A 25095-nucleotide genomic window follows, 5' to 3' on the forward strand; every position below is an offset into this window, starting at 1 on the left:
GCGGGGCCGGTTGTCGCCCGCCAAGGGGCGCCGGGGTGGCGGCCTGGCAGCGGGCAGCGGGCACTGCGCGGGGCCGGTTGTCGCCCGCCAAGGGGCGCCGGGGTGGCGGCCTGGCAGCGGGCAGCGGGCACTGCGCGGGGCCGGTTGTCGCCCGCCAAGGGGCGCCGGGGTGGCGGCCTGGCAGCGGGCAGCGGACTGTGGGTAGAGAAAAGCCGACCGGAGACACCCTCGGGGTGTCTCCGGCCGGCTATGTCGGGTTGCGGATTCAGTTCGCCATCAGATCGGCGCCACGCCAGCTGAACTCGGGGTCCGTCGCGAACCGGACGGTGATCTTCACGAGATCCTCCGCGTACTTGTTCGCGTGGTGCCCACAGAAAACCAACTCGCTCCCACCCGCCAGAGTGATCCGGAGCTTGCCGGCAGCATTGCAGCGGTCGCACCGTTCATCGGCGGCTGGGGGTGCCACCGTCTCGGGCGGCGGCGTGAGGGTCGGGGTCATCGCCTTCCTCCTCTGGTCGTCACCGATGAACAATCTCTTCGGTCGTTGCTCACCTATCGTGCAACACCCTTGCCAGGCCCTGCCTTCCCTGTGTGCCCGCGGGGGACCGAGGTCACACATGGCTGGGACAGTGTGCCGTGCACCCAGGGTGCCACGTCAACGATCACATTCGTGCATCCGGACGATCACCATCTGGTGTTGCACACCAGGTGGTCAAAACGACACGTTCGGTTGACGAAACCCGCTCAGTCCAGGTAATCCCGCAGGACCTGCGACCGGGACGGGTGACGCAGCTTGGACATCGTCTTGGACTCGATCTGCCGGATCCGCTCCCGGGTCACCCCGTAGACCTGGCCGATCTCGTCCAGCGTCCGCGGCTGGCCGTCGGTCAGGCCGAAGCGCAGGCGTACCACACCCGCCTCACGCTCGGAGAGCGTCTGCAACACCTGCTGGAGCTGGTCCTGCAGGAGCGAGAACGAGACCGCGTCGACCGCGACCACGGCCTCGGAATCCTCGATGAAGTCGCCGAGCTGGCTGTCGCCCTCGTCGCCGATGGTCTGGTCCAGCGAGATGGGCTCCCGGGCGTACTGCTGGATCTCCAGCACCTTCTCCGGTGTGATGTCCATCTCCTTGGCCAGCTCCTCCGGCGTGGGCTCGCGGCCCAGGTCCTGGAGCAGCTCACGCTGTATGCGGCCGAGCTTGTTGATGACTTCCACCATGTGCACCGGGATGCGGATGGTGCGGGCCTGGTCGGCCATCGCGCGGGTGATCGCCTGCCGGATCCACCAGGTGGCGTACGTGGAGAACTTGTAGCCCTTGGTGTAGTCGAACTTCTCGACCGCGCGGATCAGGCCGAGGTTGCCCTCCTGGATCAGGTCCAGGAAGGCCATGCCACGTCCCGTGTACCGCTTGGCCAGCGACACCACCAGACGGAGGTTCGCCTCCAGCAGGTGGTTCTTGGCGCGCTCGCCGTCGCGGGAGATCCAGCCCAGGTCACGGACCATCTCCCGGGTGAGCTTCTCCTCGCCCTCGTCGGCCGCGCGCAGCCGCTCCGCGGCGTAGAGCCCGGCCTCGATCCGCTTGGCCAGCTCCACCTCCTGCTCGGCGTTGAGCAGCGGAACCTTGCCGATCTGCTTGAGGTACGCGCGCACCGAGTCGGCGGAGGCGGTCAGCTCGGCGTCCCGCCGGGCCTGCTTGAGCGCCTCGGACTCCTCGTCGTCCCACTCGAAGTCGTTGTCGGTGGCCGAGGCGGCGGCGTCGGTCTCGGCGGCCTGGGTCAGCTCGGCCGGCTCCTCGACCACCACGTCCTCGATCGCGGCGGCCAGCTCCTCCGGGTCGATCTCACCCTCGGCGCCTTCGCCCTTGGCCTTGCCGCCGGCCTTGGCCGGCTTGGCGCCGGCGGCCGCGGCGACCGTCGCCTTGGTCGCCCGGGTCGACTTGGTCGCGGCCTTCGCCGGCGCGGCGGCGGCGACCTCGGCGGTGCTGCCGGCTGCCTTGCGCGCGGCCACCTTGCGCGGCGCCGGCGTCGACGGCGCCTCGTCGGAGGCGGGTGCCTGCTTGGGCGCCGGCGCGGCGGCCTTCTTGGTGGTCTTGGCGGTGGTGGCCCGGGACGCCGGCGTCGTCGAGCGGGCCGCGGCGACCCGGCGGCGGGTGCTCGCCGAGCCATCGACCACCACGGTCACTCCCGCCTCGGAGAGTGCCCGCAGGATCTTCTTGGCCTGGGCCGGAGTCACCTCGGCGGACTCGACGGTGCGCGCGAGCTGAGCCGACGTGAGCTGACCGCCGGCGCTCTGCGCGTGGGCGATCAGAGTGTCGGTGAGCGAGCGAACGTCGGCGCCGGTCTGGCGGGGTTCTGTCACGAATGACCTTCCGGAGGCGAAGAGCGGGCACGGCCGGGTCGTCCGGCACAGCGTGGGGCAACCGGGCCGGGCGATGTGGTTGAGGGACCTCCGTGTCCCGGGCCGGCCGGTGGTCGGCGGTCCGTGGCGCGGTGGCAGGGGTGAATTGTAACGCCGTCTGCGGCGATCATCCTGCGCCGCACGGAGTACCTGCGGTGGGGACCGCCGATTCGGCGCAGATGTGGACTTTGTAAGGATGATACTCGCGCCCGGCCCGGAACACCCCGGTCGTGCGGGAAGGGGACGTGGGATGGACCGTTCGGTGCCGCCACCAGAGGATCTGTTGGCGATCGCGCTCGACGTTGCGCGGGACGCCGCGGCCACCGCGTACCGGATGCGCGCCGAGGGCGTCGCCGTGGCCGCGACCAAGAGTACGGTCACCGACGTGGTCACCGCAGCCGACCGGGCGGTCGAGCGGCAGGTGCTCGACGCGCTGCACCGGATGCGGCCGGGCGACGCGGTGCTCGGCGAGGAGTACGGCACGGGGGCCACCGGGCCGGTCGGGCCGGGCGGGGTGCGCTGGATCGTCGACCCGATCGACGGCACCGTCAACTACCTCTACGGGCTGCCGTACAGCGCGGTGTCGCTCGCCGCCGAGGTGGACGGCGTGGTGGTCGCCGGCGTGGTGCGCAACGTCAGCACCGGCGAGGAGTGGACCGCCACGGCCGGCGGGGGCGCCTGGCGTGACGGCGTCCGGTTGCGCTGTTCCGGCGAGACCGACCTGGGGCAGGCGCTGGTCGCCACCGGCTTCGGCTACGACGCCGGCCGGCGGGCGCACCAGGCCCGGGTGGTGGCCGGGCTGATCGCGCACGTGCGGGACATCCGCCGGCTCGGCGCCGCCGCGTTGGACCTCTGCCTGGTGGCGGAGGGGCGCCTGGACGCGTACTTCGAGAAGGGCCTGGCCGCCTGGGACCTGGCGGCCGGTGGGCTGGTGGCCGCCGAGGCGGGTGTGCGGGTCACCGGCCTGGACGGTCGTCCGCCCGGCCCGGACCTGGTGCTCGCGGCCCCGCCGGCGCTCTTCGCGCCGCTGCACGACCGCCTGGCCGCCCTGGATGCCGCCGGCGGCCCCTGACCGGCGCGCCCGGCAGGCGGCCGCCTGCCGGGCTGGTGGCCCCCCGGCGCGGTGCCGGAGGGGTCAGCGTCCGCCGACCTGCCCGGTCACTTCTTGGCGACCGGGGAGGGGCACGACTCCGGGGGCGCGACCGGAGCGCCCAGGTCACCGAGGGACTGGTTCACCTCGGTCGTCGTGGCGAGCTGCTGGAAGCGGCTGCCCAGCACCACGTCCACCGTGTCGTCGGTGCGCTTCGGGTCGTAGCCCGGCTCGGCGTTGTTGAGGAAGTACGCCTGCAGCAGGTGCGCAGAGCCGACGCCCTTGGGGCCGTACCGCAGCACGGCCACCTCGGCGATCCCCTTGGGCGCGTTGCCGACCTTCTTGACCTGGAACTTGCGGTTGCGGAAGTCGTCCGCGACGCTGCCGGCCCGGCCGGGCTCGTCGGTCGCGTTCAAGACGTTGATCTTGACGTCCTTGGGTTCGTGCAGAGTGACGTCGGCCAGCGGCCAGCCATCCGGGCAACCCTCGGCCGTGCCCGCCTTGCCCTGGGTGTCCCGGACCAGCGCGGTGATCACGAAGGCCAGGGCCAGCACCCCGAGCATGCCGACGACGACGAGTGCTCGCACTCGCGCAAAACTCATCTGGGCGCTCCCGGACGTCAGGTGGGTGGCGGCGGCCGCCAACGATCGCACTGACCGGCGGCCGTCGAATACGCCGCTGAGGTTAACGGTTGTCCGGCCGTCGCGTGGAAACAGTCCGACATGCCGGCGCGCCGACCGTGAACCGGGTACTACTACCCCTATCTTCGTGTCGCCTGAGTCACATTGGGAACAACTTCGGGTGCTGGGGCGTACATCTCAGCCGCGAGGGCGGTATACATGCCTCGCCCAAAGGGGGGTAAGGTTCCGCGCTCGCAGGGGAGTCGCCCCAGCGGGCTCGACCCGTTCGGTCCCCCGGGTCGGGTGCCCGACACAAGTGGTGGCCGGCCAGCGGAACCGAAACAGCGTCGTCCGGCGTTACAACCGGAAGCGACAACATCGATATGGGAGAGTGAAACCGATGGCCACCGACTACGACGCCCCGCGTCGCGACGAGGTCGACCTCGGCGAGGACAGCCTGGAAGAGCTCAAGGCACGGCGCGTCGACTCACAGTCGGGCGCGGTGGACGTCGACGAGGCCGAGGTGGCCGAGAGCTTTGAGCTGCCCGGCGCCGATCTGGCCGACGAGGAGCTCACGGTCAAGGTGCTACCGATGCAGCAGGACGAGTTCCGGTGTGCTCGCTGCTTCCTGGTGCACCACCGCAGCCAGCTGGCGGTCGAGCGTAACGGCGAACTGATCTGCCGTGAGTGCGTCTGACACTCACGACACCAGCGGCGGCCTCCTGATCGGGGCCGCCGCTGCCGGTGTAGCCATGCGGCACCGGTGGGTACCTGCTTGACTCGTAGAGGTAGCCACAGCACCGGGAGGTCCGACCCCATGAGCGATCGAGGTGACACCACCGGCACCGGCGCGGACGACCTCGGCGCCACCGTCGCGGCGTTGACCGCGGACGACATCGAGCCGGCACGGCGCCGCCAACTGCTCACCCGGATGGTCGGGCAGGCCCGGGCCCGTGGCATCGGCGACCTGTTCAAGCCCCGCGCCGCCGTGCGCTGGATGGTCGACACCGTCGCCGAGATCGCCCCGCACGTACCGGTGCGGGACCTGGCCACCCTGCGCCGGCACTTCCCGGGGCTGGATGACAACGCCCTGGCCGAGCGGTTGATCCGCAACGCGGCCCGGACCACCGCCGGGATCGGCGCCGCCGGCGGGGGAGTCGCCGCCGTCGAGTGGACGGTCGCACCGACCCTGCTCTCCGCGCCGGTGCTGCTCGCCGCCGAGACGGTCGCCGTGGTGGCGGTGGAGCTGAAGCTGGTCGGCGAGCTGCACGAGGTGCACGGCGTGACGCTGCCGGCCGGTGGCAGCCAACGGGCGGTCGCCCTGGTGCACTCCTGGGCCACCCAGCGCGGGGTCAACCCGATGATGCCCGGCGTGGGGGTGGGCGCGGTGCTCGGCACCGCGGCCCGCAAGGAGCTGCGGGACACCCTGCTCCGGCGCTTCGGGCGCAACCTCACCACGCTCGGGCCGTTCCTCACCGGGGCGGCGGTGGCGAGCTTCCTCAACCGCCGGGCGACCCGGTCGATGGCCGACCAGCTCCAGGTGGACCTGCGCCGGCGCGGCATCGCCCGGCCGGCCCCGCCACCGGCCCTGCCCGGCCCGCCAACCGGCACCTGACCGGCACCTGACCCCGGGCGGGGCGGGGTGCCGGGCTAGCTCGGCTGGTCGGCGTGCCGCCGGGCGTCGCGGGCGGCCAGCACGGCCTCGGCCAGTTCGACCGGATGGCGGGTGCTCACCACCCAGAACGGGGTCGGGTCGGCCGGATCGTCGAGCACCACCTGCACGGCCCCGCCGATCCACGGCCGCTGCACCACGAAGGCGAGCGGGTCCGCGCCCACCCCGAGCACCTCACGGCGACCGGCCGCGTCCAGCGGCACCACGTCCGCCACGAAGCGCACCGGCAGCCGGGCGTCGTCCACCCGCAGCTCACCGTCGGCGACCGCGACCCGGATCCGGCCCAGCCACCACAGCCCGGCCGCGGTGACCGGCAGCAGCACCGCGAACGGCAGCCAGGCGCGGACGCCGCCGGCACCCATCCAGATCTCGACGGCCAGCAGCGCGGCGGCCACCAGCCCGACCAGCCACAACCACCAGGACAGGTCGAGCCGTTCGGTGTACGCCGTGCGGGCCGTGACCGGTGGCTGACCGGCGGACGGAGAGGGCGACATGCTCACTCCTGCGAGGGTACGGCGCACGACGGCCCGGGTAACCGGCAGGATGGCAGGGTCACCCCGATCAACTCGGACGGAAGAGAGACCTGTGACCGACGTCGTACCCGTGCCCGTACGGCTGCTCGATGCCGAGCTGCCGCTGCCCGCGTACGCCCATCCCGGCGACGCCGGGGCCGACCTGGTGGCGGCCGCGGACGTGGAGTTGCCTCCCGGCGGCCGGGCCCTGGTGCCCACCGGCGTGGCCATCGCGCTGCCGGAGGGGTACGTGGGCCTGGTCCATCCCCGCTCCGGCCTGGCGGCCAGGCTCGGCGTGACGGTGCTCAACGCGCCCGGTACGGTCGACGCCGGCTACCGGGGTGAGATCCTGGTCAACCTGATCAACCATGATCGGGAGTCGCCGGCGAAGATCACCCGCGGCGACCGGATCGCGCAACTCGTGGTCCAGCGGGTCGCGCGGGCGCGGTTCGAGCCGGTGGCCGAGCTGCCCGGGTCCCAGCGTGGGACCGGCGGGCACGGCTCCACCGGCGGGCACGCCGGGCTGGTGCCGTCGCCGGCCGGCCCGGACCGGGTCGAGCAGCGGCTGAACGAGCCGGGCCGCGGGCAGACGGAAGAGATGGCAGGGTGAGTGTGAACAGCGGAGGGTGGGCGCAGTGATCTTCTCCCGTAAGCGGGCCGGTGCCGGGCGGCACACCCGTGACGAGCGGACCACCGAGGTCGGCGGTCAGAGCACCGAGGAGTCGACGCCGACGCTGGAGCGCGGCCCGTACGACATCACCGAGGTCAACGACGACGTGCAGCGGCTCGACCTGGGCAGCCTGCACATCCCGGCGGTCGCCGAGGTGGAGGTGCGGGTGCAGGCCGACCCGCAGGGCGTGATCCAGCAGGTGGTGCTGGTGCACGGGGAGAACGCCCTGCAGCTCGGTGTCTTCGCCGCCCCCCGGTCCGAGGGGATCTGGGACGAGGTGCGCGAGGAGATCCGCCAGTCGCTGCTCCGTGACGGCGCCGACGCCCAGGAGGTCGACGGCGAGTACGGCCCGGAGCTGCACGCCCAGGTGCGTACCCCGGACGGCCCGACCAACCTGCGGTTCGTCGGCGTCGACGGGCCGCGGTGGATGGTTCGCGGCGTCTTCCAGGGCCCGGTGGCCCTCGACCCGACCACCGCCGGTCCGCTGGCCGAGTGCCTGGACGGCCTGGTGGTCGACCGGGGGCAGGAGGCGAAGCCGGTTCGCGAGCCGCTGCCGCTGCGGCTGCCCAAGGAGATCGCCGACCAGGCCGGCGCCGAGGCCGGGGACGCGTCCGCCGCCGAACCGCGCCAGGTCTGACCCACGCGCACCGGCCCGCCGGAACCGGCCCCGTCGGCGTACGCTGGCGGGACGGTTCCGGCGTTGCCGGGGCCGGGCCAGTGCCGGCCGGGGCCGGCGCGCGTGGAGAGGGTGACGCGGAGGTCATGACGACCGACGAGAGCCGGGTGTCGCTACGGCGCATCCTGCAACGGCTCACCGCCAGCGAGGCCGAGATCGACGCGCAGGAGCTGCGTCGGGAGAGCGCCGAGTGCGGCGGTGTCCCGGCCCAGCAGTGTTCCCGGGGCCAGGTGGTCTCGGTCGCCGGTCGGCTGCGCACCGTGGTCTACACGCCGCGGACCAACCTGCCCACCCTCGAGGCCGACCTGTACGACGGCAGCGACGTGGTCACCCTGGTCTGGCTGGGCCGGCGGCACATCGCCGGGATCGAGCCGGGGCGGCACCTGACCGCGCGCGGCCGGGTCGCGGTGCGCGACGACCGCAAGGTCATCTACAACCCCTACTACGAGCTGGACTCGCCGAAGTGACGGCGCTGCGGACGGAAGGCCGGCAATGACGACGGGACAGCACCGGGCGGCACAGCCGGAGACCGGCCCTGAGGACGACGAGCGGCTGCCGACGATCGCCGAGCAGATGGCCGACCAACTGGGCGGCTGGCGGGGGCTGGTCGAGTCGAGCATCCCGGTGGTGGTCTTCGTCGTCGCCAACATCATCGGCGAGCTGCGGCCCGCGGTGATCGCCTCGGTGGCCGTCGCGCTGCTGATCGCCGGGCTGCGGCTGGCCCAACGCCGGCCGATCCGGCACGCGGTCAACGGGCTGTTCGGCGTCGGCATCGGCGCGGCCATCGCCTGGCGTACCGGCGACGAGCGCGACTTCTACCTCCCCGGCATCCTCTACGGCATCGGCTACGGCATCGCCCTGCTGGTTTCGGCGGCCATCCGGCAGCCGCTGGTGGGCTGGATCTGGTCGGTGCTGGTGGCCAAGGGCCGCGCGGAATGGCGGGACGACCCGAAGCTGGTGCGCACCTTCACCCAGCTGACGGTGCTCTGGGGCGTGGTCTGGCTGGCCAAGGTGGGCGTACAGGCCGGGCTCTACCTGGCCCACCAGGACACCGCGCTGGGCGTGGCCCGGCTGGCGCTGGGCTACCCGCCGTACGCGCTGCTGTTGCTGATCACGGTCTGGACGGTGCGCCGGGTCACCCGGGAGCCGCAACCGACCCCGCTGCCCGGCGCCTGAGCGCAGGCGCGCCGGGCCGGACAGCCGGCACGGGTCAACGGGAGCTGCGGGTCCGCTCGACGCTGTCGGGGCCGAGGATCACCGTGCGGACCTGGTCCTCCACCTCGGCGGTGCAGACGAAGACCAGCTCGTCGCCGGCCTCGATCGGGTCGTCCGGGCTGGGCACCAGGACCCGCTTGCCGCGCAGGATCGCCACCAGCGCGGAGTCGCGGGGCAGCGGCACGGCGTGGATCGGCTGACCGACGTACGGCGCGGTCGGCGGCAGCGTGATCTCGACCAGGTTCGCCTCGCCCTGCCGGAAGGTCATCAGCCGGACCAGGTCGCCGACGGTGACCGCCTCCTCGACCAGCGCCGCCATCACCCGCGGCTTGCTGACGGCGACGTCCACGCCCCACTGCTCGGTGAACAGCCACTCGTTCTCGGCCCGGTTGACCCGGGCGACCACGCGGGGCACCGCGAACTCGGTCTTGGCCAGCAGCGACACCACCAGGTTGACCTTGTCGTCGCCGGTCGCCGCGACCACCACGTCGCAGCCGGCGACGTTGGCCTCCTCCAGGCTGGCCAGCTCACAGGCGTCGGCCAGCACCCACTCGGCGGACGGCACCCGCTCCGGGCGCAGCATCTTCGGCTGGCGCTCGATCAGCATCACCTGGTGGCCGTTCTCGATCAGCTCCTGGGCGATCGAGCGGCCCACGTTGCCGGCGCCCGCGATGGCGATCCGCATGGCTCAGTGCCCCCCTTCCGGCGGCGTCGCCGCCACCGACGTGACCGTCGCCACGATGTCGTCGCTGACCAGCATGAAGACCTGGTCGCCCTCCTGTACGACGGTCGAGGCGGTGGGCAGCGTGCCGATGCCGAAGCGGATCAGATAGGCCACCCGTGCCCCGGTCGCCTCCTCCAGGGCGCGTACCGGCCGGCCGACCCAGTCCTTGTGCACCGGGACCTCGACGATCGACACGGTGCTCGTCGGGTCGCGGAAGATCTCCACGTTGCCCTCCGGCACCAGGTGCCGCAGCATCCGGTCCGCCGTCCAGCGCACGGTCGCCACGGTGGGGATGCCCAGCCGCTCGTAGACCTGGGCCCGGCGCTGGTCGTAGATCCGGGCCGCGACCCGGGACACGCCGAACGTCTCCCGGGCCAGTCGAGCCGAGATGATGTTGGAGTTGTCGCCGCTGGAGACGGCGGCGAAGGCGTCCGCCCGCTCGATGCCGGCCTGCCGCAGCACCTCGCCGTCGAAGCCCGCCCCGGTCACCGTGATTCCGGCGAAGTCGGGGCCGAGCCGGCGGAACGCGTCGGCGTCCTGATCGATCACCGACACCGAGTGCCCCCGGGACTCCAGGCTGTGGGCCAGGGTCGACCCGACCCGGCCACACCCCATGATCACGACGTGCACGCTGTCCCTCCCAAGGTGCGTACCGCTCCCGCTGCCGGTGGCCTTTCGAGTGCGAGCCTGCCACGTCCAGGTCGGGAGCGGGGACCGACCGTACCCCGTCGTCCCAGCCAGCTGTGATCGCCCACCCCCGCGCTCGGGGCGTGGTGGTCGTACTCTTGGCGATCGTGGCCAGTTCCACCTCGCTGCTGAAGCGGCTGCTCCTCGGTCGACCGTTCCGGTCCGACCGCCTGCAGCACACCCTTTTGCCGAAGCGCATCGCGCTGCCCGTGTTCGCCTCCGACGCGCTGTCCAGCGTCGCGTACGCGCCCGACGAGATCCTGCTGACCCTCTCCATCGCCGGAGCGTCCGCGTACGTCTTCTCGCCGTGGATCGCGCTGGCCGTGGTCGTGGTCATGCTGACCGTGGTCGCCAGCTACCGGCAGAATGTGCACGCCTACCCCTCCGGGGGCGGGGACTACGAGGTGGCCACGGTCAACCTCGGCCCGAAGTTCGGCGTCGGCGTGGCCAGCGCCCTGCTCGTCGACTACGTGCTCACGGTGGCGGTGTCGGTCTCCTCCGGGGTGGCGAACCTCGGTTCGGTGGTGCCCTTCGTGGCCACCCACAAGGTCATGATCGCGGTGGCGGCGGTGGTGCTGCTGAGCGCGGTCAACCTGCGCGGCCTGCGTGAGTCGGGCACCGCGTTCGCCATCCCCACCTACGGCTTCGTGATCGTGATGGGCGGGATGCTGCTCACCGGGCTGGTCCGGGTCTTCGTGCTGGGCGACGAGCTGCGCGCGCCGAGCGCCGATCTGGTGATCCAGGCCGAGCACAGCGTGACCGGTTTCGCGCTGATCTTCCTGCTGCTGCGGACGTTCAGCTCGGGCGCCGCCGCGCTCACCGGAGTCGAGGCGATCTCCAACGGGGTGCCGGCGTTCAAGGCGCCGAAGAGCCGCAACGCCGCCACGACGCTGCTGCTGCTCGGCACCATCTCGGTGAGCATGCTGGTCGGGATCATCTGGCTGGCCCGGCTGACCCATCTCCAGTTCGTCGAGGACCCGGCCCTCCAGATCGTCTCCGGTCCCGAGGGGTACGTGCAGAAGACCGTCACCACCCAGCTCGGCGAGACGGTCTTCGGCTCCGGGTCGGTCCTGCTCTACGTGGTGGCCGGCGTGACCGCGCTGATCCTGTTCCTGGCCGCGAACACCGCGTTCAACGGTTTCCCGGTGCTCGGCTCGATCCTCGCGCAGGACCGTTACCTGCCCCGGCAGTTCCACACCCGGGGCGATCGGCTGGCCTTCTCCAACGGCATCGTCTTCCTGGCCCTCTTCGCGATCGTGCTGATCGTCGGCTTCCAGGCCGAGGTGACCCGACTCATCCAGCTCTACATCGTCGGGGTCTTCGTCTCGTTCACCGTCTCGCAGGCCGGCATGATCCGGCACTGGAACCGGCACCTGCGGACCGAGCGGGATCCCGAGGCGCGTCGCCGGATGCAACGGTCCCGGGCCATCAACACGTTCGGCGCCGGCCTCACCGGTACGGTGCTGGTGATCGTGCTGATCACCAAGTTCCTGCTCGGCGCCTGGATCGCGATCGCCGCGATGGCGGTGATCTACCTGGTGATGCTCGGCATTCGCGCGCACTACGACCGGGTCGCCCGGGAGTTGACCCCGCCGGACGAGGGCCGCGCCGTGCTGCCCGCCCGTAACCACGCGATCGTGCTGGTCAGCAAGCTGCACCAGCCGACCCTGCGGGCCATCGCGTACGCCCGGGCCACCCGGCCGGACACGCTGACAGCGGTGACCGTGAACGTGGACGACAAGGACACCCGGGACCTGCAGGCCGAGTGGGAACGGCGGGAGATGGCCATCCCGCTCACCGTGATCGACTCGCCGTACCGGGAGATCACCCGGCCGATCCTGGACTTCGTCGCCTCCACCCGCCGCAAGTCGCCCCGGGACGTGGTCACCGTCTTCATCCCCGAGTACGTGGTCGGCCGCTGGTGGGAGAACCTGCTGCACAACCAGAGCGCGCTGCGCCTCAAGGGCCGGCTGCTCTTCGAACCGGGGGTGATGGTGGTCAGCGTGCCGTGGCAGCTCGCCTCGACGGCGAGCAAGAACCTGGACCGGCTGGACGCCACGCTGTCCCGGACCCCGGCGCGTGGGCCGCGGGTGGCACCACGCGGCACCCTGCCGCCGGTCGTGCCGCCGGTGGTCTCCGCGCCGTCCGGCGAGGGCAACCCGGACGCCGGCGGCCCGGTCGGGACCGGCCGTGACTGAGCCGGGCGTACGGCCCGCGGCGTCACCTCCGCAGCCGGAGCGTGGGCTGGCCGAGGCGGAGCTGGTCGAGCTGACCGTCGACGCGGTCGCCCCCGGCGGGCACTGCGTGGCGCGGGTGGACGGCCAGGTGGTCTTCGTCCGGCACGCGCTGCCCGGCGAGCGGGTGATCGCCGAGGTCACCGAGGTGCACCGGGGGTTCGTCCGGGCCGACGCGGTGACCGTGCTGGAACCCTCGCCGGACCGGGTCGAGCCGCCCTGCCCGTACGCGAAGCCGGGCGCCTGTGGCGGCTGCGACCTGCAACACGTCGCCCCGGACGCGCAGCTGGCGTGGAAGGCCGCCGTGGTGCGTGAGCAGCTGGTCCGCCTCGGCGGGCTGACCGACGCCGAGTTGGACCGGCTCGGTGTCCGGGTGGAGGCGCTGCCCGGCGGGCTGCTGGGCTGGCGCTCCCGGGTCCGTTACGCGGTGGACGCCGCGGACCGGGCCGGCCTGCTCAAGCACCGCTCGCACGAGGTGGTGCCGATCGACCGCTGCCGGATCGCCCACCCGGCCATCCAGCAGCTGCCGGTGCTCACCCCGACCGGTGCGCGCTGGCCGGCGGCGGAGGCGGTGGAGACCGTCGCCAGCACCGGCGGGGACGTGACCGTCGCGGAGATCCGCGACGGTGTGGCGACCCCGGTGAGCGGGCCGTCCGTGGTCCGCGAGGTGGCCGCCGGACGAGACTGGACGCTGCCCGCGTCCGCGTTCTGGCAGGTGCACCCGGCGGCGGCCGACACCCTGTCCACGGCCGTGCTGGAGCTGCTCGACCCGCGGCCGGGCGAGCGGGCCTGGGACCTCTACGGCGGCGCCGGGCTGTTCGCCGCCGGGCTGGCCACCGGGGTCGGCGCGAGCGGCCGGGTGACCCTGGTGGAGGCCGCGCCGCAGGGCGTCGCCGCCGCCCGGGAGAACCTGGCCGACCTGCCCCACGTCGAGGTGGTGTCCGCCCGCGTGGAGACGGCGCTGGCCCGTCGACGGATCACCGGCCCGGTCGACGTGGTGGTCCTCGATCCGCCGCGCTCCGGGGCGGGCGCCCCGGTGGTGCGCGCGCTGGCCGCGGCCGGCCCGCGCGCGGTGGCGTACGTGGCCTGCGACCCGGCCGCCTTCGCTCGGGACGTGCGCACCTTCGCCGAGCTGGGCTGGCGGCTGGAGGCGCTGCGCGGTTTCGACCTGTTCCCGATGACCCAGCACGTCGAGCTGGTCGGGCTGCTGCTCCCGCCGGTATGAGCGACCCGATGAAGATCGTCGGCTTGATGTCGGGGACGTCGTACGACGGGGTGGACGTCGTGGCCGCGGAGTTCGCCACCGAGGGGGACACCCTGTGGCTGCGCCCGCTGGGGCACCGAGGCCTGGACTACGACGAGGAGCTGCGCGCCGAGATCGCCGCGCTGCTGCCGCCGGCGGCCACCACCATCGAGGCGGTCTGCCGGCTCGACAACCGCCTCGGCGAGGTCTTCGCCGACGCGGCGGCCGTCGGCCTGGAACTGGCCGGCGGGCGGGTCGACGCGGTGGTCTCGCCCGGTCAGACGGTCTTCCACTGGGTCGCCGACGGGATGGCCCTCGGCACCCTGCAACTGGGCGCGGTGGCCCGGGTGGCGGCCCGGGTCGGCGTACCGGTGCTCAGTGACCTGCGCTCGGCGGACATCGCTGTCGGCGGGCAGGGCGCGCCGCTGGTGCCGGCCTTCGACGCGCTGCTGCTCGACGGCGCCGCCGGGCTGCGCGCCGCGCTGAACCTCGGCGGCATCGCCAACCTCACCGTGGTCGCGCCGGGCGCGCCGGTCCTCGGGTACGACGTGGGCCCGGCCAACGCCCTGCTGGACGCGGCGGCCCGCCGCTTCCTCGATCAGCCGTGCGACCTCGACGGCGCGCGGGCGGCGGCCGGCCGGGTGCACCCGGGGCTGCTCGCCGCGCTGCTGGCCGAGCCGTACTACGCGGCGGCCCCACCCAAGTCCACCGGCAAGGAGCTGTTCCACGCCGGCTACCTGGACCGCCACCTCGCCGCGCTCGGCGAGCCGGTGCCGGTGGACGACCTGCTGGCCACACTCACCGAGCTGACCGCGCGGGTGGTCGCCGCCGAGTGCGACCGGCACGGTGTGGTCGAGGTCATCGCCGCCGGCGGCGGTGTGCGCAACCCCACCCTGCTGGGGCGGCTCGCCGCGCTGGGCGCCGACCGGTGGCGGCTGCGCGGCACCGACGAGTTGGGCGTGCCCGCGCAGGCCAAGGAGGCGTACGCGTTCGCGCTGCTCGGCTGGCTGTCCTGGCACGGTCTGCCCGGATCGATCCCGTCGGTGACCGGCGCCGCCCGTGGCGCGGTGCTCGGCTCGTGGACCCCGGCCGGTCCGGCGTACTCCGGCACCCCGGCCGGCCCGCCGCGCCGGCTGCGGATCCGTCTCTGAGCAGGCGCTCAGCCATCGGGCACGGCCCGGGCGGCTCGGGTCGGGCTGCGGAGTATCGGAGGGCCGATAGACTCTGCGGTCATGAGCGTTGAAGAGGACACGGCCAACCACGGTCGGCTGCTGGGGACGGTGCGCGGTCCGCAGGACGTCAAGCGGATGTCCGGCGAGGAACTGGACGTTCTCGCCGCCGAGATCCGGGACTTCCTGATCGCCAAGGTCTCCCGCACCGGCGGGCACGTCGGACCCAACCTCGGTGTGGTCGAGCTGACGCTGGCCATGCACCGCGTCTTCGACTCCCCCCGCGACCGGCTCCTGTTCGACACCGGTCACCAGGCGTACGTCCACAAGATCCTCACCGGGCGCCAGGCCGGCTTCGACAAGCTCCGCCAGCGTGGTGGCCTCTCCGGCTACCCCAGCCAGGCCGAGAGCGAGCACGACCTGATCGAGAACTCGCACGCCTCCACCGCGCTCTCCTACGCCGACGGCCTGGCCAAGGCGTACGCCCTGCGGGGTGAGGCGCGCAGCGTCGTGGCCGTGGTCGGCGACGGCGCGCTCACCGGCGGCATGTGCTGGGAGGCGTTGAACAACATCGCCACCGCCGGCAACTCGCTGGTCATCGTGGTCAACGACAACGGCCGGTCCTACTCGCCCACCATCGGCGGCCTCGCCGACCACCTCTCCTCGCTGCGGCTCAACCCGGGCTACGAGAAGGTCCTCGACACGGTCAAGGACGCCCTCGGCTCCACCCCGCTGGTCGGCAAGCCGATGTACGAGGTGCTGCACGCGGTCAAGAAGGGCATCAAGGACGCGGTCGCCCCGCAGGCCATGTTCGAGGACCTCGGCATCAAGTACGTCGGCCCGGTGGACGGGCACGACGTGGCGGCGGTCGAGTCGGCGCTGCGCGCGGCGAAGAACTTCGGCGGCCCGGTGATCGTGCACGCGGTCACCCGCAAGGGGTACGGCTACCGCCCCGCCGAGGAGGACGAGGCGGACTGCCTGCACGGCCCCGGCAGCGCCTTCGACGTGGAGACCGGCGCACTGCTGGCCGCTCCCTCGGTGAAGTGGACCCACGTCTTCGCCGACGAGCTGCTGGCCATCGCCGACGAGCGGCCGGACGTGGTGGGCATCACCGCCGCGATGGCCGAGCCGACCGGCATCGCGAAGCTGGCCCGCAAATACCCCGAGCGGGTGTACGACGTGGGCATCGCCGAGCAGCACGCGGCCACCTCGGCGGCCGGGCTGGCGCTGGGCGGCCTGCACCCGGTGGTCGCGGTCTACGCGACCTTCCTCAACCGAGCCTTCGACCAGGTCCTGCTGGACGTGGCGATGCACAAGCTGCCGGTGACCTTCGTGCTGGACCGGGCGGGCATCACCGGCCCGGACGGCCCCAGCCACTACGGCATCTGGGACATGTCGGTCTTCGGGGTGGTGCCCGGGCTGCGGATCGCCGCCCCCCGGGACGCCGCCACGCTGCGCGAGGAGCTGCGCGAGGCGATGGCCGTCAACGACGGCCCGACCGTCGTGCGCTTCCCGACGGGAGCGGTCGCCGCGGACCTGCCGGCGCTGCGCCGGGTCGGCCCGGTCGACGTGCTGGCCGAGTCGGCCCGCACCGACGTGCTGCTGGTCGCCGTCGGCTCCTTCGGGCAGCTGGGCATGGAGGTGGCCGCCCGGGTCGCCGAGCAGGGCTACGGCGTCACCGTGGTGGACCCCCGGTGGGTCCGCCCGGTCCCGGCCGAGCTGGTCGAGCTGGCCGCCAGCCACCGACTCGTGGTCAGCGTCGAGGACGGCGTGCGGGTCGGTGGCGTGGGCGACGCGCTCGGCCAGGCCATGCGCGACGCCGACGTCCGCGTGCCGCTCAAGGACCTGGGCGTACCGGCCGACTGGCACCCGCACGGCACCCGCGCGCAGATCCTCGCCGACCTGGGCCTGACCGCGCAGGACGTGGCCCGGAACGTCACCGGCTGGATCTCCGGCCTGGACGCCACCCCGGACCGTCTGACCCCCACCACCAACGCCTCAGTCCAGAACTGACCCACCCACGCCACAACGAGGGCGGGCGGCCCCGGGGCCGCCCGCCCTCGTTGTGGCGTGGGTGGGTCAGTTCTGGACTGAGGCGTTGGTGGTGGGGGTCAGACGGTCCGGGGTGGCGTCCAGGCCGGAGATCCAGCCGGTGACGTTCCGGGCCACGTCCTGCGCGGTCAGGCCCAGGTCGGCGAGGATCTGCGCGCGGGTGCCGTGCGGGTGCCAGTCGGCCGGTACGCCCAGGTCCTTGAGCGGCACGCGGACGTCGGCGTCGCGCATGGCCTGGCCGAGCGCGTCGCCCACGCCACCGACCCGCACGCCGTCCTCGACGCTGACCACGAGTCGGTGGCTGGCGGCCAGCTCGACCAGCTCGGCCGGGACCGGGCGGACCCACCGGGGGTCCACCACGGTGACGCCGTAGCCCTGCTCGGCGACCCGGGCGGCCACCTCCATGCCCAGCTGCCCGAAGGAGCCGACGGCGACCAGCAGCACGTCGGTGCGGGCCGACTCGGCCAGCACGTCGACCGGGCCGACCCGGCGCAGCGCCGGCAGGTCCGCGGCGACCGCTCCCGTCGGGAAGCGCACGACGGTCGGGCCGTCGTTGACGGCCATCGCCTCGCGCAGCTCCTCGCGCAGCGTGGCGGCGTCCCGGGGGGCGGCGATCCGCAGCCCGGGCACCACCCCGAAGACCGACATGTCCCAGATGCCGTAGTGGCTGGGGCCGTCCGGGCCGGTGATGCCCGCCCGGTCCAGCACGAAGGTCACCGGCAGCTTGTGCATCGCCACGTCCAGCAGGACCTGGTCGAAGGCTCGGTTGAGGAAGGTCGCGTAGACCGCGACCACCGGGTGCAGGCCGCCCAGCGCCAGCCCGGCCGCCGAGGTGGCCGCGTGCTGCTCGGCGATGCCCACGTCGTACACCCGCTCGGGGTATTTGCGGGCCAGCTTCGCGATGCCGGTCGGCTCGGCCATCGCGGCGGTGATGCCCACCACGTCCGGCCGCTCGTCGGCGATGGCCAGCAGCTCGTCGGCGAAGACGTGGGTCCACTTCACCGAGGGAGCGGCCAGCAGTGCGCCGGTCTCCACGTCGAAGGCGCTGCCGGGGCCGTGCAGGCAGTCCGCCTCGTCCTCCTCGGCGGGGCGGTAGCCGTACCCCTTGCGGGTGACCGCGTGCACGATCACCGGGCCGCCGAAGTTCTTCGCCGCGCGCAGCGCCGACTCGACCGCCGCCACGTCGTGCCCGTCCACCGGGCCGACGTACTTGATGCCGAGGTCCTCGAACATGGCCTGCGGGGCGACCGCGTCCTTGATGCCCTTCTTGACCGCGTGCAGCACCTCGTACATCGGCTTGCCGACCAGCGGGGTGGAGCCGAGGGCGTCCTTGACCGTGTCGAGGACCTTCTCGTAGCCCGGGTTGAGCCGCAGCGAGGAGAGGTGGTCGGCGAGGCCGCCGATGGTGGGCGAGTAGGACCGGCCGTTGTCGTTGACCACGATGACCAGCGAGTTGCCGGCGGTGGCGATGTTGTTCAACGCCTCCCAGCACATGCCGCCGGTGAGCGCGCCGTCGCCGACCACGGCCACGACGCTGCGCGCCTCACCCCGCAGGGCGTACGCCTTGGCCAGGCCGTCGGCGTAGGAGAGCGCGGTGGAGGCGTGCGAGTTCTCGATCAGGTCGTGCTCGCTCTCGGCCTGGCTGGGGTAGCCGGAGAGGCCACCACGCTGGCGGAGCTTGTCGAAGCCGGCCTGGCGCCCGGTGAGGATCTTGTGGACGTACGCCTGGTGACCGGTGTCGAACAGGAGCCGGTCGCGGGGGGAGTCGAAGACGCGGTGCATGGCCAGCGTCAGCTCGACCACACCGAGGTTGGGTCCGACGTGCCCGCCGGTGCGGGAGACCTTGGCGATCAGGAAGTCCCGGATCTCGGCGGCGAGAACGTCCAGTTCCTCGCCGGACATCCGCTTGACGTCCTGCGGACCGCGCACCGTCCCCAGCAGCCGACCGTGGTTGGCCGTGTCCTCTTCAACGCTCATGACCGCAGAGTCTATCGGCCCTCCGATACTCCGCAGCCCGACCCGAGCCGCCCGGGCCGTGCCCGATGGCTGAGCGCCTGCTCAGAGACGGATCCGCAGCCGGCGCGGCGGGCCGGCCGGGGTGCCGGAGTACGCCGGACCGGCCGGGGTCCACGAGCCGAGCACCGCGCCACGGGCGGCGCCGGTCACCGACGGGATCGATCCGGGCAGACCGTGCCAGGACAGCCAGCCGAGCAGCGCGAACGCGTACGCCTCCTTGGCCTGCGCGGGCACGCCCAACTCGTCGGTGCCGCGCAGCCGCCACCGGTCGGCGCCCAGCGCGGCGAGCCGCCCCAGCAGGGTGGGGTTGCGCACACCGCCGCCGGCGGCGATGACCTCGACCACACCGTGCCGGTCGCACTCGGCGGCGACCACCCGCGCGGTCAGCTCGGTGAGTGTGGCCAGCAGGTCGTCCACCGGCACCGGCTCGCCGAGCGCGGCGAGGTGGCGGTCCAGGTAGCCGGCGTGGAACAGCTCCTTGCCGGTGGACTTGGGTGGGGCCGCCGCGTAGTACGGCTCGGCCAGCAGCGCGGCGAGCAGCCCCGGGTGCACCCGGCCGGCCGCCGCCCGCGCGCCGTCGAGGTCGCACGGCTGATCGAGGAAGCGGCGGGCCGCCGCGTCCAGCAGGGCGTTGGCCGGGCCCACGTCGTACCCGAGGACCGGCGCGCCCGGCGCGACCACGGTGAGGTTGGCGATGCCGCCGAGGTTCAGCGCGGCGCGCAGCCCGGCGGCGCCGTCGAGCAGCAGCGCGTCGAAGGCCGGCACCAGCGGCGCGCCCTGCCCGCCGACAGCGATGTCCGCCGAGCGCAGGTCACTGAGCACCGGTACGCCGACCCGGGCCGCCACCCGGGCCACCGCGCCCAGTTGCAGGGTGCCGAGGGCCATCCCGTCGGCGACCCAGTGGAAGACCGTCTGACCGGGCGAGACCACCGCGTCGACCCGCCCGCCGGCCAGTTCCAGGCCGACGGCCGCCGCGTCGGCGAAGACCTCGCCGAGGCGGTTGTCGAGCCGGCAGACCGCCTCGATGGTGGTGGCCGCCGGCGGCAGCAGCGCGGCGATCTCGGCGCGCAGCTCCTCGTCGTAGTCCAGGCCTCGGTGCCCCAGCGGGCGCAGCCACAGGGTGTCCCCCTCGGTGGCGAACTCCGCGGCCACGACGTCCACCCCGTCGTACGACGTCCCCGACATCAAGCCGACGATCTTCATCGGGTCGCTCATACCGGCGGGAGCAGCAGCCCGACCAGCTCGACGTGCTGGGTCATCGGGAACAGGTCGAAACCGCGCAGCGCCTCCAGCCGCCAGCCCAGCTCGGCGAAGGTGCGCACGTCCCGAGCGAAGGCGGCCGGGTCGCAGGCCACGTACGCCACCGCGCGCGGGCCGGCCGCGGCCAGCGCGCGCACCACCGGGGCGCCCGCCCCGGAGCGCGGCGGATCGAGGACCACCACGTCGACCGGGCCGGTGATCCGTCGACGGGCCAGCGCCGTCTCCACGCGGGCGGACACCACCTCGACGTGGGGCAGGTCGGCCAGGTTCTCCCGGGCGGCGGCGACGCCCTGCGGCGCGGCCTCCACCAGGGTCACCCGGCCGCTCGCGCCGACCCCGGTGGCCAGCCCGGCGGCGAACAGCCCGGCGCCGCCGTAGAGGTCCCAGGCCCGCTCGCCCGGCCGCGGGTCGAGCAGCTCCAGCACGGCCGTGGACAGGGTGTCGGCCGCCGCCGGGTGCACCTGCCAGAACGCGGACGCGGGCAGCGTCCAGTCTCGTCCGGCGGCCACCTCGCGGACCACGGACGGCCCGCTCACCGGGGTCGCCACACCGTCGCGGATCTCCGCGACGGTCACGTCCCCGCCGGTGCTGGCGACGGTCTCCACCGCCTCCGCCGCCGGCCAGCGCGCACCGGTCGGGGTGAGCACCGGCAGCTGCTGGATGGCCGGGTGGGCGATCCGGCAGCGGTCGATCGGCACCACCTCGTGCGAGCGGTGCTTGAGCAGGCCGGCCCGGTCCGCGGCGTCCACCGCGTAACGGACCCGGGAGCGCCAGCCCAGCAGCCCGCCGGGCAGCGCCTCCACCCGGACACCGAGCCGGTCCAACTCGGCGTCGGTCAGCCCGCCGAGGCGGACCAGCTGCTCACGCACCACGGCGGCCTTCCACGCCAGCTGCGCGTCCGGGGCGACGTGTTGCAGGTCGCAGCCGCCACAGGCGCCCGGCTTCGCGTACGGGCAGGGCGGCTCGACCCGGTCCGGCGAGGGTTCCAGCACGGTCACCGCGTCGGCCCGGACGAACCCCCGGTGCACCTCGGTGACCTCGGCGATCACCCGCTCGCCGGGCAGCGCGTGCCGGACGAAGACCACCTGGCCGTCCACCCGCGCCACGCAGTGCCCGCCGGGGGCGACCGCGTCGACGGTCAGCTCGACCAGCTCCGCCTCGGCCAGCCCACGCTCCGGCTGCGGAGGTGACGCCGCGGGCCGTACGCCCGGCTCAGTCACGGCCGGTCCCGACCGGGCCGCCGGCGTCCGGGTTGCCCTCGCCGGACGGCGCGGAGACCACCGGCGGCACGACCGGCGGCAGGGTGCCGCGTGGTGCCACCCGCGGCCCACGCGCCGGGGTCCGGGACAGCGTGGCGTCCAGCCGGTCCAGGTTCTTGCTCGCCGTCGAGGCGAGCTGCCACGGCACGCTGACCACCATCACCCCCGGTTCGAAGAGCAGCCGGCCCTTGAGGCGCAGCGCGCTCTGGTTGTGCAGCAGGTTCTCCCACCAGCGGCCGACCACGTACTCGGGGATGAAGACGGTGACCACGTCCCGGGGCGACTTGCGGCGGGTGGAGGCGACGAAGTCCAGGATCGGCCGGGTGATCTCCCGGTACGGCGAGTCGATCACGGTGAGCGGGATGGCCATCTCCCGCCGTTCCCACTCGGCCTGCAGGTCCCGGGTGTCCTTGTCGTCCACGTTCACGGTCACCGCTGTCAGCGTGTCCGGCCGGGTGGCCCGGGCGTACGCGATGGCCCGCAGGGTCGGCTGGTGCAGCTTGCTGACCAGCACGATCGCGTGGTTACGGGCGGGCAGCACGGCGCGGCCCTCGTCCGGCGGGGTCAACTCCCGGGCGACCCGGTCGTAGTGCGCGCGAATGCCGAGCATCACCAGGTAGATCACCGCCATCGCGGCGATCGCGATCCAGGCGCCGAGCAGGAACTTGGTGATCAGCACGATCACCAGCACCGTACCGGTGAGGCCGGCGCCGAACGTGTTGATGGCCCGGGACCGTTGCATCCGGCGACGCGCCTCGGGATCCCGCTCGGTCCGCAGGTGCCGGTTCCAGTGCCGGATCATGCCGGCCTGCGAGACGGTGAACGAGACGAAGACCCCGACGATGTAGAGCTGGATGAGTCGGGTCACCTCGGCCTGGAAGCCGACGATCAGCACGATCGCGAAGAGGGCCAGGAAGACGATGCCGTTGGAGAAGGCCAGCCGATCGCCCCGGGTGTGGAACTGCCGGGGCAGGTAACGGTCCTGCGCGAGGATCGAGCCGAGCACCGGGAAACCGTTGAACGCGGTGTTCGCGGCCAGGAACAGGATCAGCGCGGTCACGCCGGCCACCACGTAGAGCAGGACCGACCCGGAGCCGAAGACCGTCTCGCCGAGCTGGGTGGTGACGGTCTTCTGCACGTACCCCTCGGGACCGGAGACGATCTGGAGGGCCGGGTCCTCGACGAACTGGAGATGGGTCAGCCGGGCCAGCCAGATGATCCCGACCAGCATGCTCACCGAGATGGTGCCGAGCAGCAGCAGCGTCGTGGCGGCGTTGCGGCTCTTCGGCGCCTTGAACGCCGGCACCCCGTTGGAGATCGCCTCGACTCCGGTGAGCGCGGCGGCGCCCGAGCTGAACGTCCGCAGCAGCAGGAAGATCAGCGCGAAACCGGTCACGCTGTGCTCGGCCTGGATCACCAGATCGGCGCTCGGCGCGCGCAGCTCGTCGCCCAGCACGAAGACCCGGACCAGCCCGGTGAGCAGCATCCCGCCCATCACGATCACGAAGCCGTAGGTGGGGATGGCGAACGCGGTGCCCGACTCACGCAGGCCGCGCAGGTTGACCGCGCTCAGCAGCACCACCGCCGCCACCGCGATCATGACCTTGTGGGTGGCCACGAAGGGCACCACCGAACCGAGGTTCGCCACCCCGGAGGAGACCGACACCGCCACCGTGAGCACGTAGTCGACGAGCAGGGCGCTGGCCACGCCGACGCCGAACTTCGGGCCGAGGTTGACCGTGGCCACCTCGTAGTCCCCGCCCCCGGAGGGGTAGGCGTGCACATTCTGCCGGTAGCTGGCGACCACGGTCAGCATGACCACGACCACGGCCAGCGCGATCCACGGCGAGAAGACGTACGCGGACGCTCCGGCGATGGAGAGGGTCAGCAGGATCTCGTCGGGCGCGTACGCGACGCTGGACAGCGCGTCGGAGGCGAACACGGGCAGCGCGATGCGCTTCGGCAAAAGGGTGTGCTGCAGGCGGTCGGACCGGAACGGTCGACCGAGGAGCAGCCGCTTCAGCAGCGAGGTGGAACTGGCCACGATCGCCAAGAGTACGACCACCACGCCCCGAGCGCGGGGGTGGGCGATCACAGCTGGCTGGGACGACGGGGTACGGTCGGTCCCCGCTCCCGACCTGGACGTGGCAGGCTCGCACTCGAAAGGCCACCGGCAGCGGGAGCGGTACGCACCTTGGGAGGGACAGCGTGCACGTCGTGATCATGGGGTGTGGCCGGGTCGGGTCGACCCTGGCCCACAGCCTGGAGTCCCGGGGGCACTCGGTGTCGGTGATCGATCAGGACGCCGACGCGTTCCGCCGGCTCGGCCCCGACTTCGCCGGAATCACGGTGACCGGGGCGGGCTTCGACGGCGAGGTGCTGCGGCAGGCCGGCATCGAGCGGGCGGACGCCTTCGCCGCCGTCTCCAGCGGCGACAACTCCAACATCATCTCGGCTCGACTGGCCCGGGAGACGTTCGGCGTGTCCCGGGTCGCGGCCCGGATCTACGACCAGCGCCGGGCCCAGGTCTACGAGCGGCTGGGCATCCCCACCGTGGCGACCGTGCGCTGGACGGCGGACCGGATGCTGCGGCACCTGGTGCCGGAGGGCAACGTGGAGATCTTCCGCGACCCGACGAGCACCGTGTCGATCGTCGAGGTCCCGGTGCACAAGGACTGGGTCGGCCGGCCGGTACGCGCCCTGGAGGAGGCGACCGGGGCACGGGTGGCCTATCTGATCCGCTTCGGCATCGGCACGCTGCCCACCGCCTCGACCGTCGTACAGGAGGGCGACCAGGTCTTCATGCTGGTCAGCGACGACATCGTGGCGACGGTCACGTCGGTGGCGGCGACGCCGCCGGAAGGGGGGCACTGAGCCATGCGGATCGCCATCGCGGGCGCCGGCAACGTGGGCCGCTCGATCGCCCAGGAGCTGATCGAGAACGGCCACCAGGTGATGCTGATCGAGCGCCAGCCGAAGATGCTGCGCCCGGAGCGGGTGCCGTCCGCCGAGTGGGTGCTGGCCGACGCCTGTGAGCTGGCCAGCCTGGAGGAGGCCAACGTCGCCGGCTGCGACGTGGTGGTCGCGGCGACCGGCGACGACAAGGTCAACCTGGTGGTGTCGCTGCTGGCCAAGACCGAGTTCGCGGTGCCCCGCGTGGTCGCCCGGGTCAACCGGGCCGAGAACGAGTGGCTGTTCACCGAGCAGTGGGGCGTGGACGTCGCCGTCAGCAAGCCGCGGGTGATGGCGGCGCTGGTCGAGGAGGCGGTCACCGTCGGCGACCTGGTCCGGCTGATGACCTTCCGGCAGGGCGAGGCGAACCTGGTCGAGATCACGCTGCCGCCGACCGCGCCGTACGTCGGTCAGCCGATCCACGCCGTGCCGCTGCCCCGCGACTCCGCGCTGGTGGCGATCCTGCGCGGCAAGCGGGTCCTGGTGCCCAGCCCGGACGACCCGATCGAGGCCGGCGACGAGCTGGTCTTCGTCTGCACCGCCGAGGTGGAGGACCAGGTCCGCACGGTGATCCTCGGCCCCGACAGCGTCGAGCGGACCCGCAGCTCCCGTTGACCCGTGCCGGCTGTCCGGCCCGGCGCGCCTGC

Annotated in this window: 23 protein-coding genes; 13 read left to right on the forward strand and 10 right to left on the reverse strand. The window is 73.1% G+C overall.

Annotated features, from left to right (window positions below):
- Positions 1-265 precede the first annotated feature (265 nt).
- Together EAD89_RS17545 and EAD89_RS17550 are read right to left on the reverse strand one after the other, a co-directional pair.
- A complete protein-coding gene (locus EAD89_RS17545) occupies positions 266-499 on the reverse strand; it encodes a hypothetical protein (RefSeq protein WP_074474066.1) in 234 nt (77 codons plus the stop codon).
- A gap of 245 nt (positions 500-744) precedes the next feature.
- On the reverse strand, positions 745-2358 hold the full coding sequence (locus EAD89_RS17550) for an RNA polymerase sigma factor (RefSeq protein ID WP_121676513.1): 1614 nt from the start codon (positions 2356-2358) through the stop codon (positions 745-747).
- A 289-nt stretch (positions 2359-2647) separates the two neighbouring features.
- On the opposite strand from EAD89_RS17550, the gene EAD89_RS17555 reads away from it, so the two are divergent.
- Complete coding sequence (locus tag EAD89_RS17555; protein ID WP_121656213.1) at positions 2648-3469, forward strand: inositol monophosphatase family protein; 822 nt, start codon at positions 2648-2650, stop codon at positions 3467-3469.
- An 86-nt stretch (positions 3470-3555) separates the two neighbouring features.
- Here the strand turns inward: EAD89_RS17555 and EAD89_RS17560 are convergent, their stop codons facing one another.
- Complete coding sequence (locus EAD89_RS17560) at positions 3556-4074, reverse strand: LytR C-terminal domain-containing protein (RefSeq protein WP_199733546.1); 519 nt, start codon at positions 4072-4074, stop codon at positions 3556-3558.
- A gap of 433 nt (positions 4075-4507) precedes the next feature.
- On the opposite strand from EAD89_RS17560, the gene EAD89_RS17565 reads away from it, so the two are divergent.
- Together EAD89_RS17565 and EAD89_RS17570 are read left to right on the forward strand one after the other, a co-directional pair.
- Positions 4508-4804 (forward strand): DUF4193 domain-containing protein, encoded by a 297-nt coding sequence (locus EAD89_RS17565; protein WP_007075406.1) that lies wholly within the window; start codon positions 4508-4510, stop codon positions 4802-4804.
- Between the two features lie 120 nt (positions 4805-4924).
- Positions 4925-5722, forward strand: a complete 798-nt coding sequence (locus tag EAD89_RS17570) for a hypothetical protein (RefSeq protein WP_121656212.1) — start codon at positions 4925-4927, stop codon at positions 5720-5722.
- A 35-nt stretch (positions 5723-5757) separates the two neighbouring features.
- Here the strand turns inward: EAD89_RS17570 and EAD89_RS17575 are convergent, their stop codons facing one another.
- Complete coding sequence (locus EAD89_RS17575; protein WP_121676514.1) at positions 5758-6273, reverse strand: DUF3093 domain-containing protein; 516 nt, start codon at positions 6271-6273, stop codon at positions 5758-5760.
- Positions 6274-6364: 91 nt separating this feature from the next.
- On the opposite strand from EAD89_RS17575, the gene dut reads away from it, so the two are divergent.
- The 4 genes from dut (at position 6365) to EAD89_RS17595 (ending at position 8813) form a co-directional block, all read left to right on the forward strand.
- A complete protein-coding gene (dut, locus tag EAD89_RS17580) occupies positions 6365-6901 on the forward strand; it encodes a dUTP diphosphatase (protein ID WP_199723517.1) in 537 nt (178 codons plus the stop codon).
- A 25-nt stretch (positions 6902-6926) separates the two neighbouring features.
- Positions 6927-7598, forward strand: a complete 672-nt coding sequence (locus tag EAD89_RS17585; RefSeq protein WP_121676515.1) for a DUF3710 domain-containing protein — start codon at positions 6927-6929, stop codon at positions 7596-7598.
- A gap of 125 nt (positions 7599-7723) precedes the next feature.
- Entirely contained in the window at positions 7724-8104 is a 381-nt protein-coding gene (locus EAD89_RS17590; protein ID WP_089017103.1) for an OB-fold nucleic acid binding domain-containing protein, read from the forward strand.
- A 25-nt stretch (positions 8105-8129) separates the two neighbouring features.
- A complete protein-coding gene (locus EAD89_RS17595; RefSeq protein WP_121656208.1) occupies positions 8130-8813 on the forward strand; it encodes a DUF3159 domain-containing protein in 684 nt (227 codons plus the stop codon).
- Positions 8814-8847: 34 nt separating this feature from the next.
- Here EAD89_RS17595 and EAD89_RS17600 read toward each other — a convergent pair whose 3' ends face one another.
- Entirely contained in the window at positions 8848-9537 is a 690-nt protein-coding gene (locus EAD89_RS17600; protein WP_121656207.1) for a TrkA family potassium uptake protein, read from the reverse strand.
- 3 nt (positions 9538-9540) lie between these two features.
- Positions 9541-10206 carry a TrkA family potassium uptake protein gene (locus EAD89_RS17605; RefSeq protein ID WP_121676516.1) on the reverse strand — a complete coding sequence of 222 codons (666 nt, stop codon included), beginning with the start codon at positions 10204-10206 and terminating at the stop codon, positions 9541-9543.
- A gap of 164 nt (positions 10207-10370) precedes the next feature.
- Here EAD89_RS17605 and EAD89_RS17610 point away from each other — a divergent pair, with 164 nt between their 5' ends.
- The 4 genes from EAD89_RS17610 to dxs (EAD89_RS17625) all read left to right on the forward strand — a co-directional run bounded on the left by EAD89_RS17610 (position 10371) and on the right by dxs (EAD89_RS17625) (position 16922).
- Positions 10371-12461, forward strand: a complete 2091-nt coding sequence (locus EAD89_RS17610; RefSeq protein WP_121676518.1) for an APC family permease — start codon at positions 10371-10373, stop codon at positions 12459-12461.
- The gene (locus EAD89_RS17615; RefSeq protein ID WP_121656215.1) at positions 12454-13722 is read left to right on the forward strand and encodes a class I SAM-dependent RNA methyltransferase; all 1269 of its coding nucleotides are present in this window, start codon (positions 12454-12456) and stop codon (positions 13720-13722) included. Before EAD89_RS17610 ends, EAD89_RS17615 begins: the two co-directional genes overlap by 8 nt.
- Positions 13723-13730: 8 nt before the next feature.
- Complete coding sequence (locus EAD89_RS17620; protein ID WP_121676519.1) at positions 13731-14891, forward strand: anhydro-N-acetylmuramic acid kinase; 1161 nt, start codon at positions 13731-13733, stop codon at positions 14889-14891.
- An 81-nt stretch (positions 14892-14972) separates the two neighbouring features.
- Entirely contained in the window at positions 14973-16922 is a 1950-nt protein-coding gene (gene dxs / locus EAD89_RS17625; RefSeq protein ID WP_121656205.1) for a 1-deoxy-D-xylulose-5-phosphate synthase, read from the forward strand.
- A gap of 66 nt (positions 16923-16988) precedes the next feature.
- Here dxs (EAD89_RS17625) and dxs (EAD89_RS17630) read toward each other — a convergent pair whose 3' ends face one another.
- From dxs (EAD89_RS17630) to EAD89_RS17645, 4 genes are all read right to left on the reverse strand, one after another.
- Positions 16989-18938, reverse strand: a complete 1950-nt coding sequence (dxs, locus tag EAD89_RS17630; RefSeq protein ID WP_121656205.1) for a 1-deoxy-D-xylulose-5-phosphate synthase — start codon at positions 18936-18938, stop codon at positions 16989-16991.
- 81 nt (positions 18939-19019) lie between these two features.
- Entirely contained in the window at positions 19020-20180 is a 1161-nt protein-coding gene (locus EAD89_RS17635; RefSeq protein ID WP_121676519.1) for an anhydro-N-acetylmuramic acid kinase, read from the reverse strand.
- A gap of 8 nt (positions 20181-20188) precedes the next feature.
- The gene (locus tag EAD89_RS17640; protein WP_121656215.1) at positions 20189-21457 is read right to left on the reverse strand and encodes a class I SAM-dependent RNA methyltransferase; all 1269 of its coding nucleotides are present in this window, start codon (positions 21455-21457) and stop codon (positions 20189-20191) included.
- Positions 21450-23540: an APC family permease gene (locus EAD89_RS17645; RefSeq protein ID WP_121676518.1), complete on the reverse strand. Its 2091-nt coding sequence runs from the start codon at positions 23538-23540 to the stop codon at positions 21450-21452. Before EAD89_RS17645 ends, EAD89_RS17640 begins: the two co-directional genes overlap by 8 nt.
- A 164-nt stretch (positions 23541-23704) precedes the next feature.
- Here EAD89_RS17645 and EAD89_RS17650 point away from each other — a divergent pair, with 164 nt between their 5' ends.
- Complete coding sequence (locus tag EAD89_RS17650) at positions 23705-24370, forward strand: TrkA family potassium uptake protein (RefSeq protein WP_121676516.1); 666 nt, start codon at positions 23705-23707, stop codon at positions 24368-24370.
- A 3-nt stretch (positions 24371-24373) separates the two neighbouring features.
- Positions 24374-25063 carry a TrkA family potassium uptake protein gene (locus EAD89_RS17655; RefSeq protein ID WP_121656207.1) on the forward strand — a complete coding sequence of 230 codons (690 nt, stop codon included), beginning with the start codon at positions 24374-24376 and terminating at the stop codon, positions 25061-25063.
- Positions 25064-25095: the final 32 nt, after the last annotated feature.

Origin of the sequence: Micromonospora sp. BL4 (assembly GCF_003667505.1) — a bacterium.
Lineage (GTDB): Bacteria > Actinomycetota > Actinomycetes > Mycobacteriales > Micromonosporaceae > Micromonospora.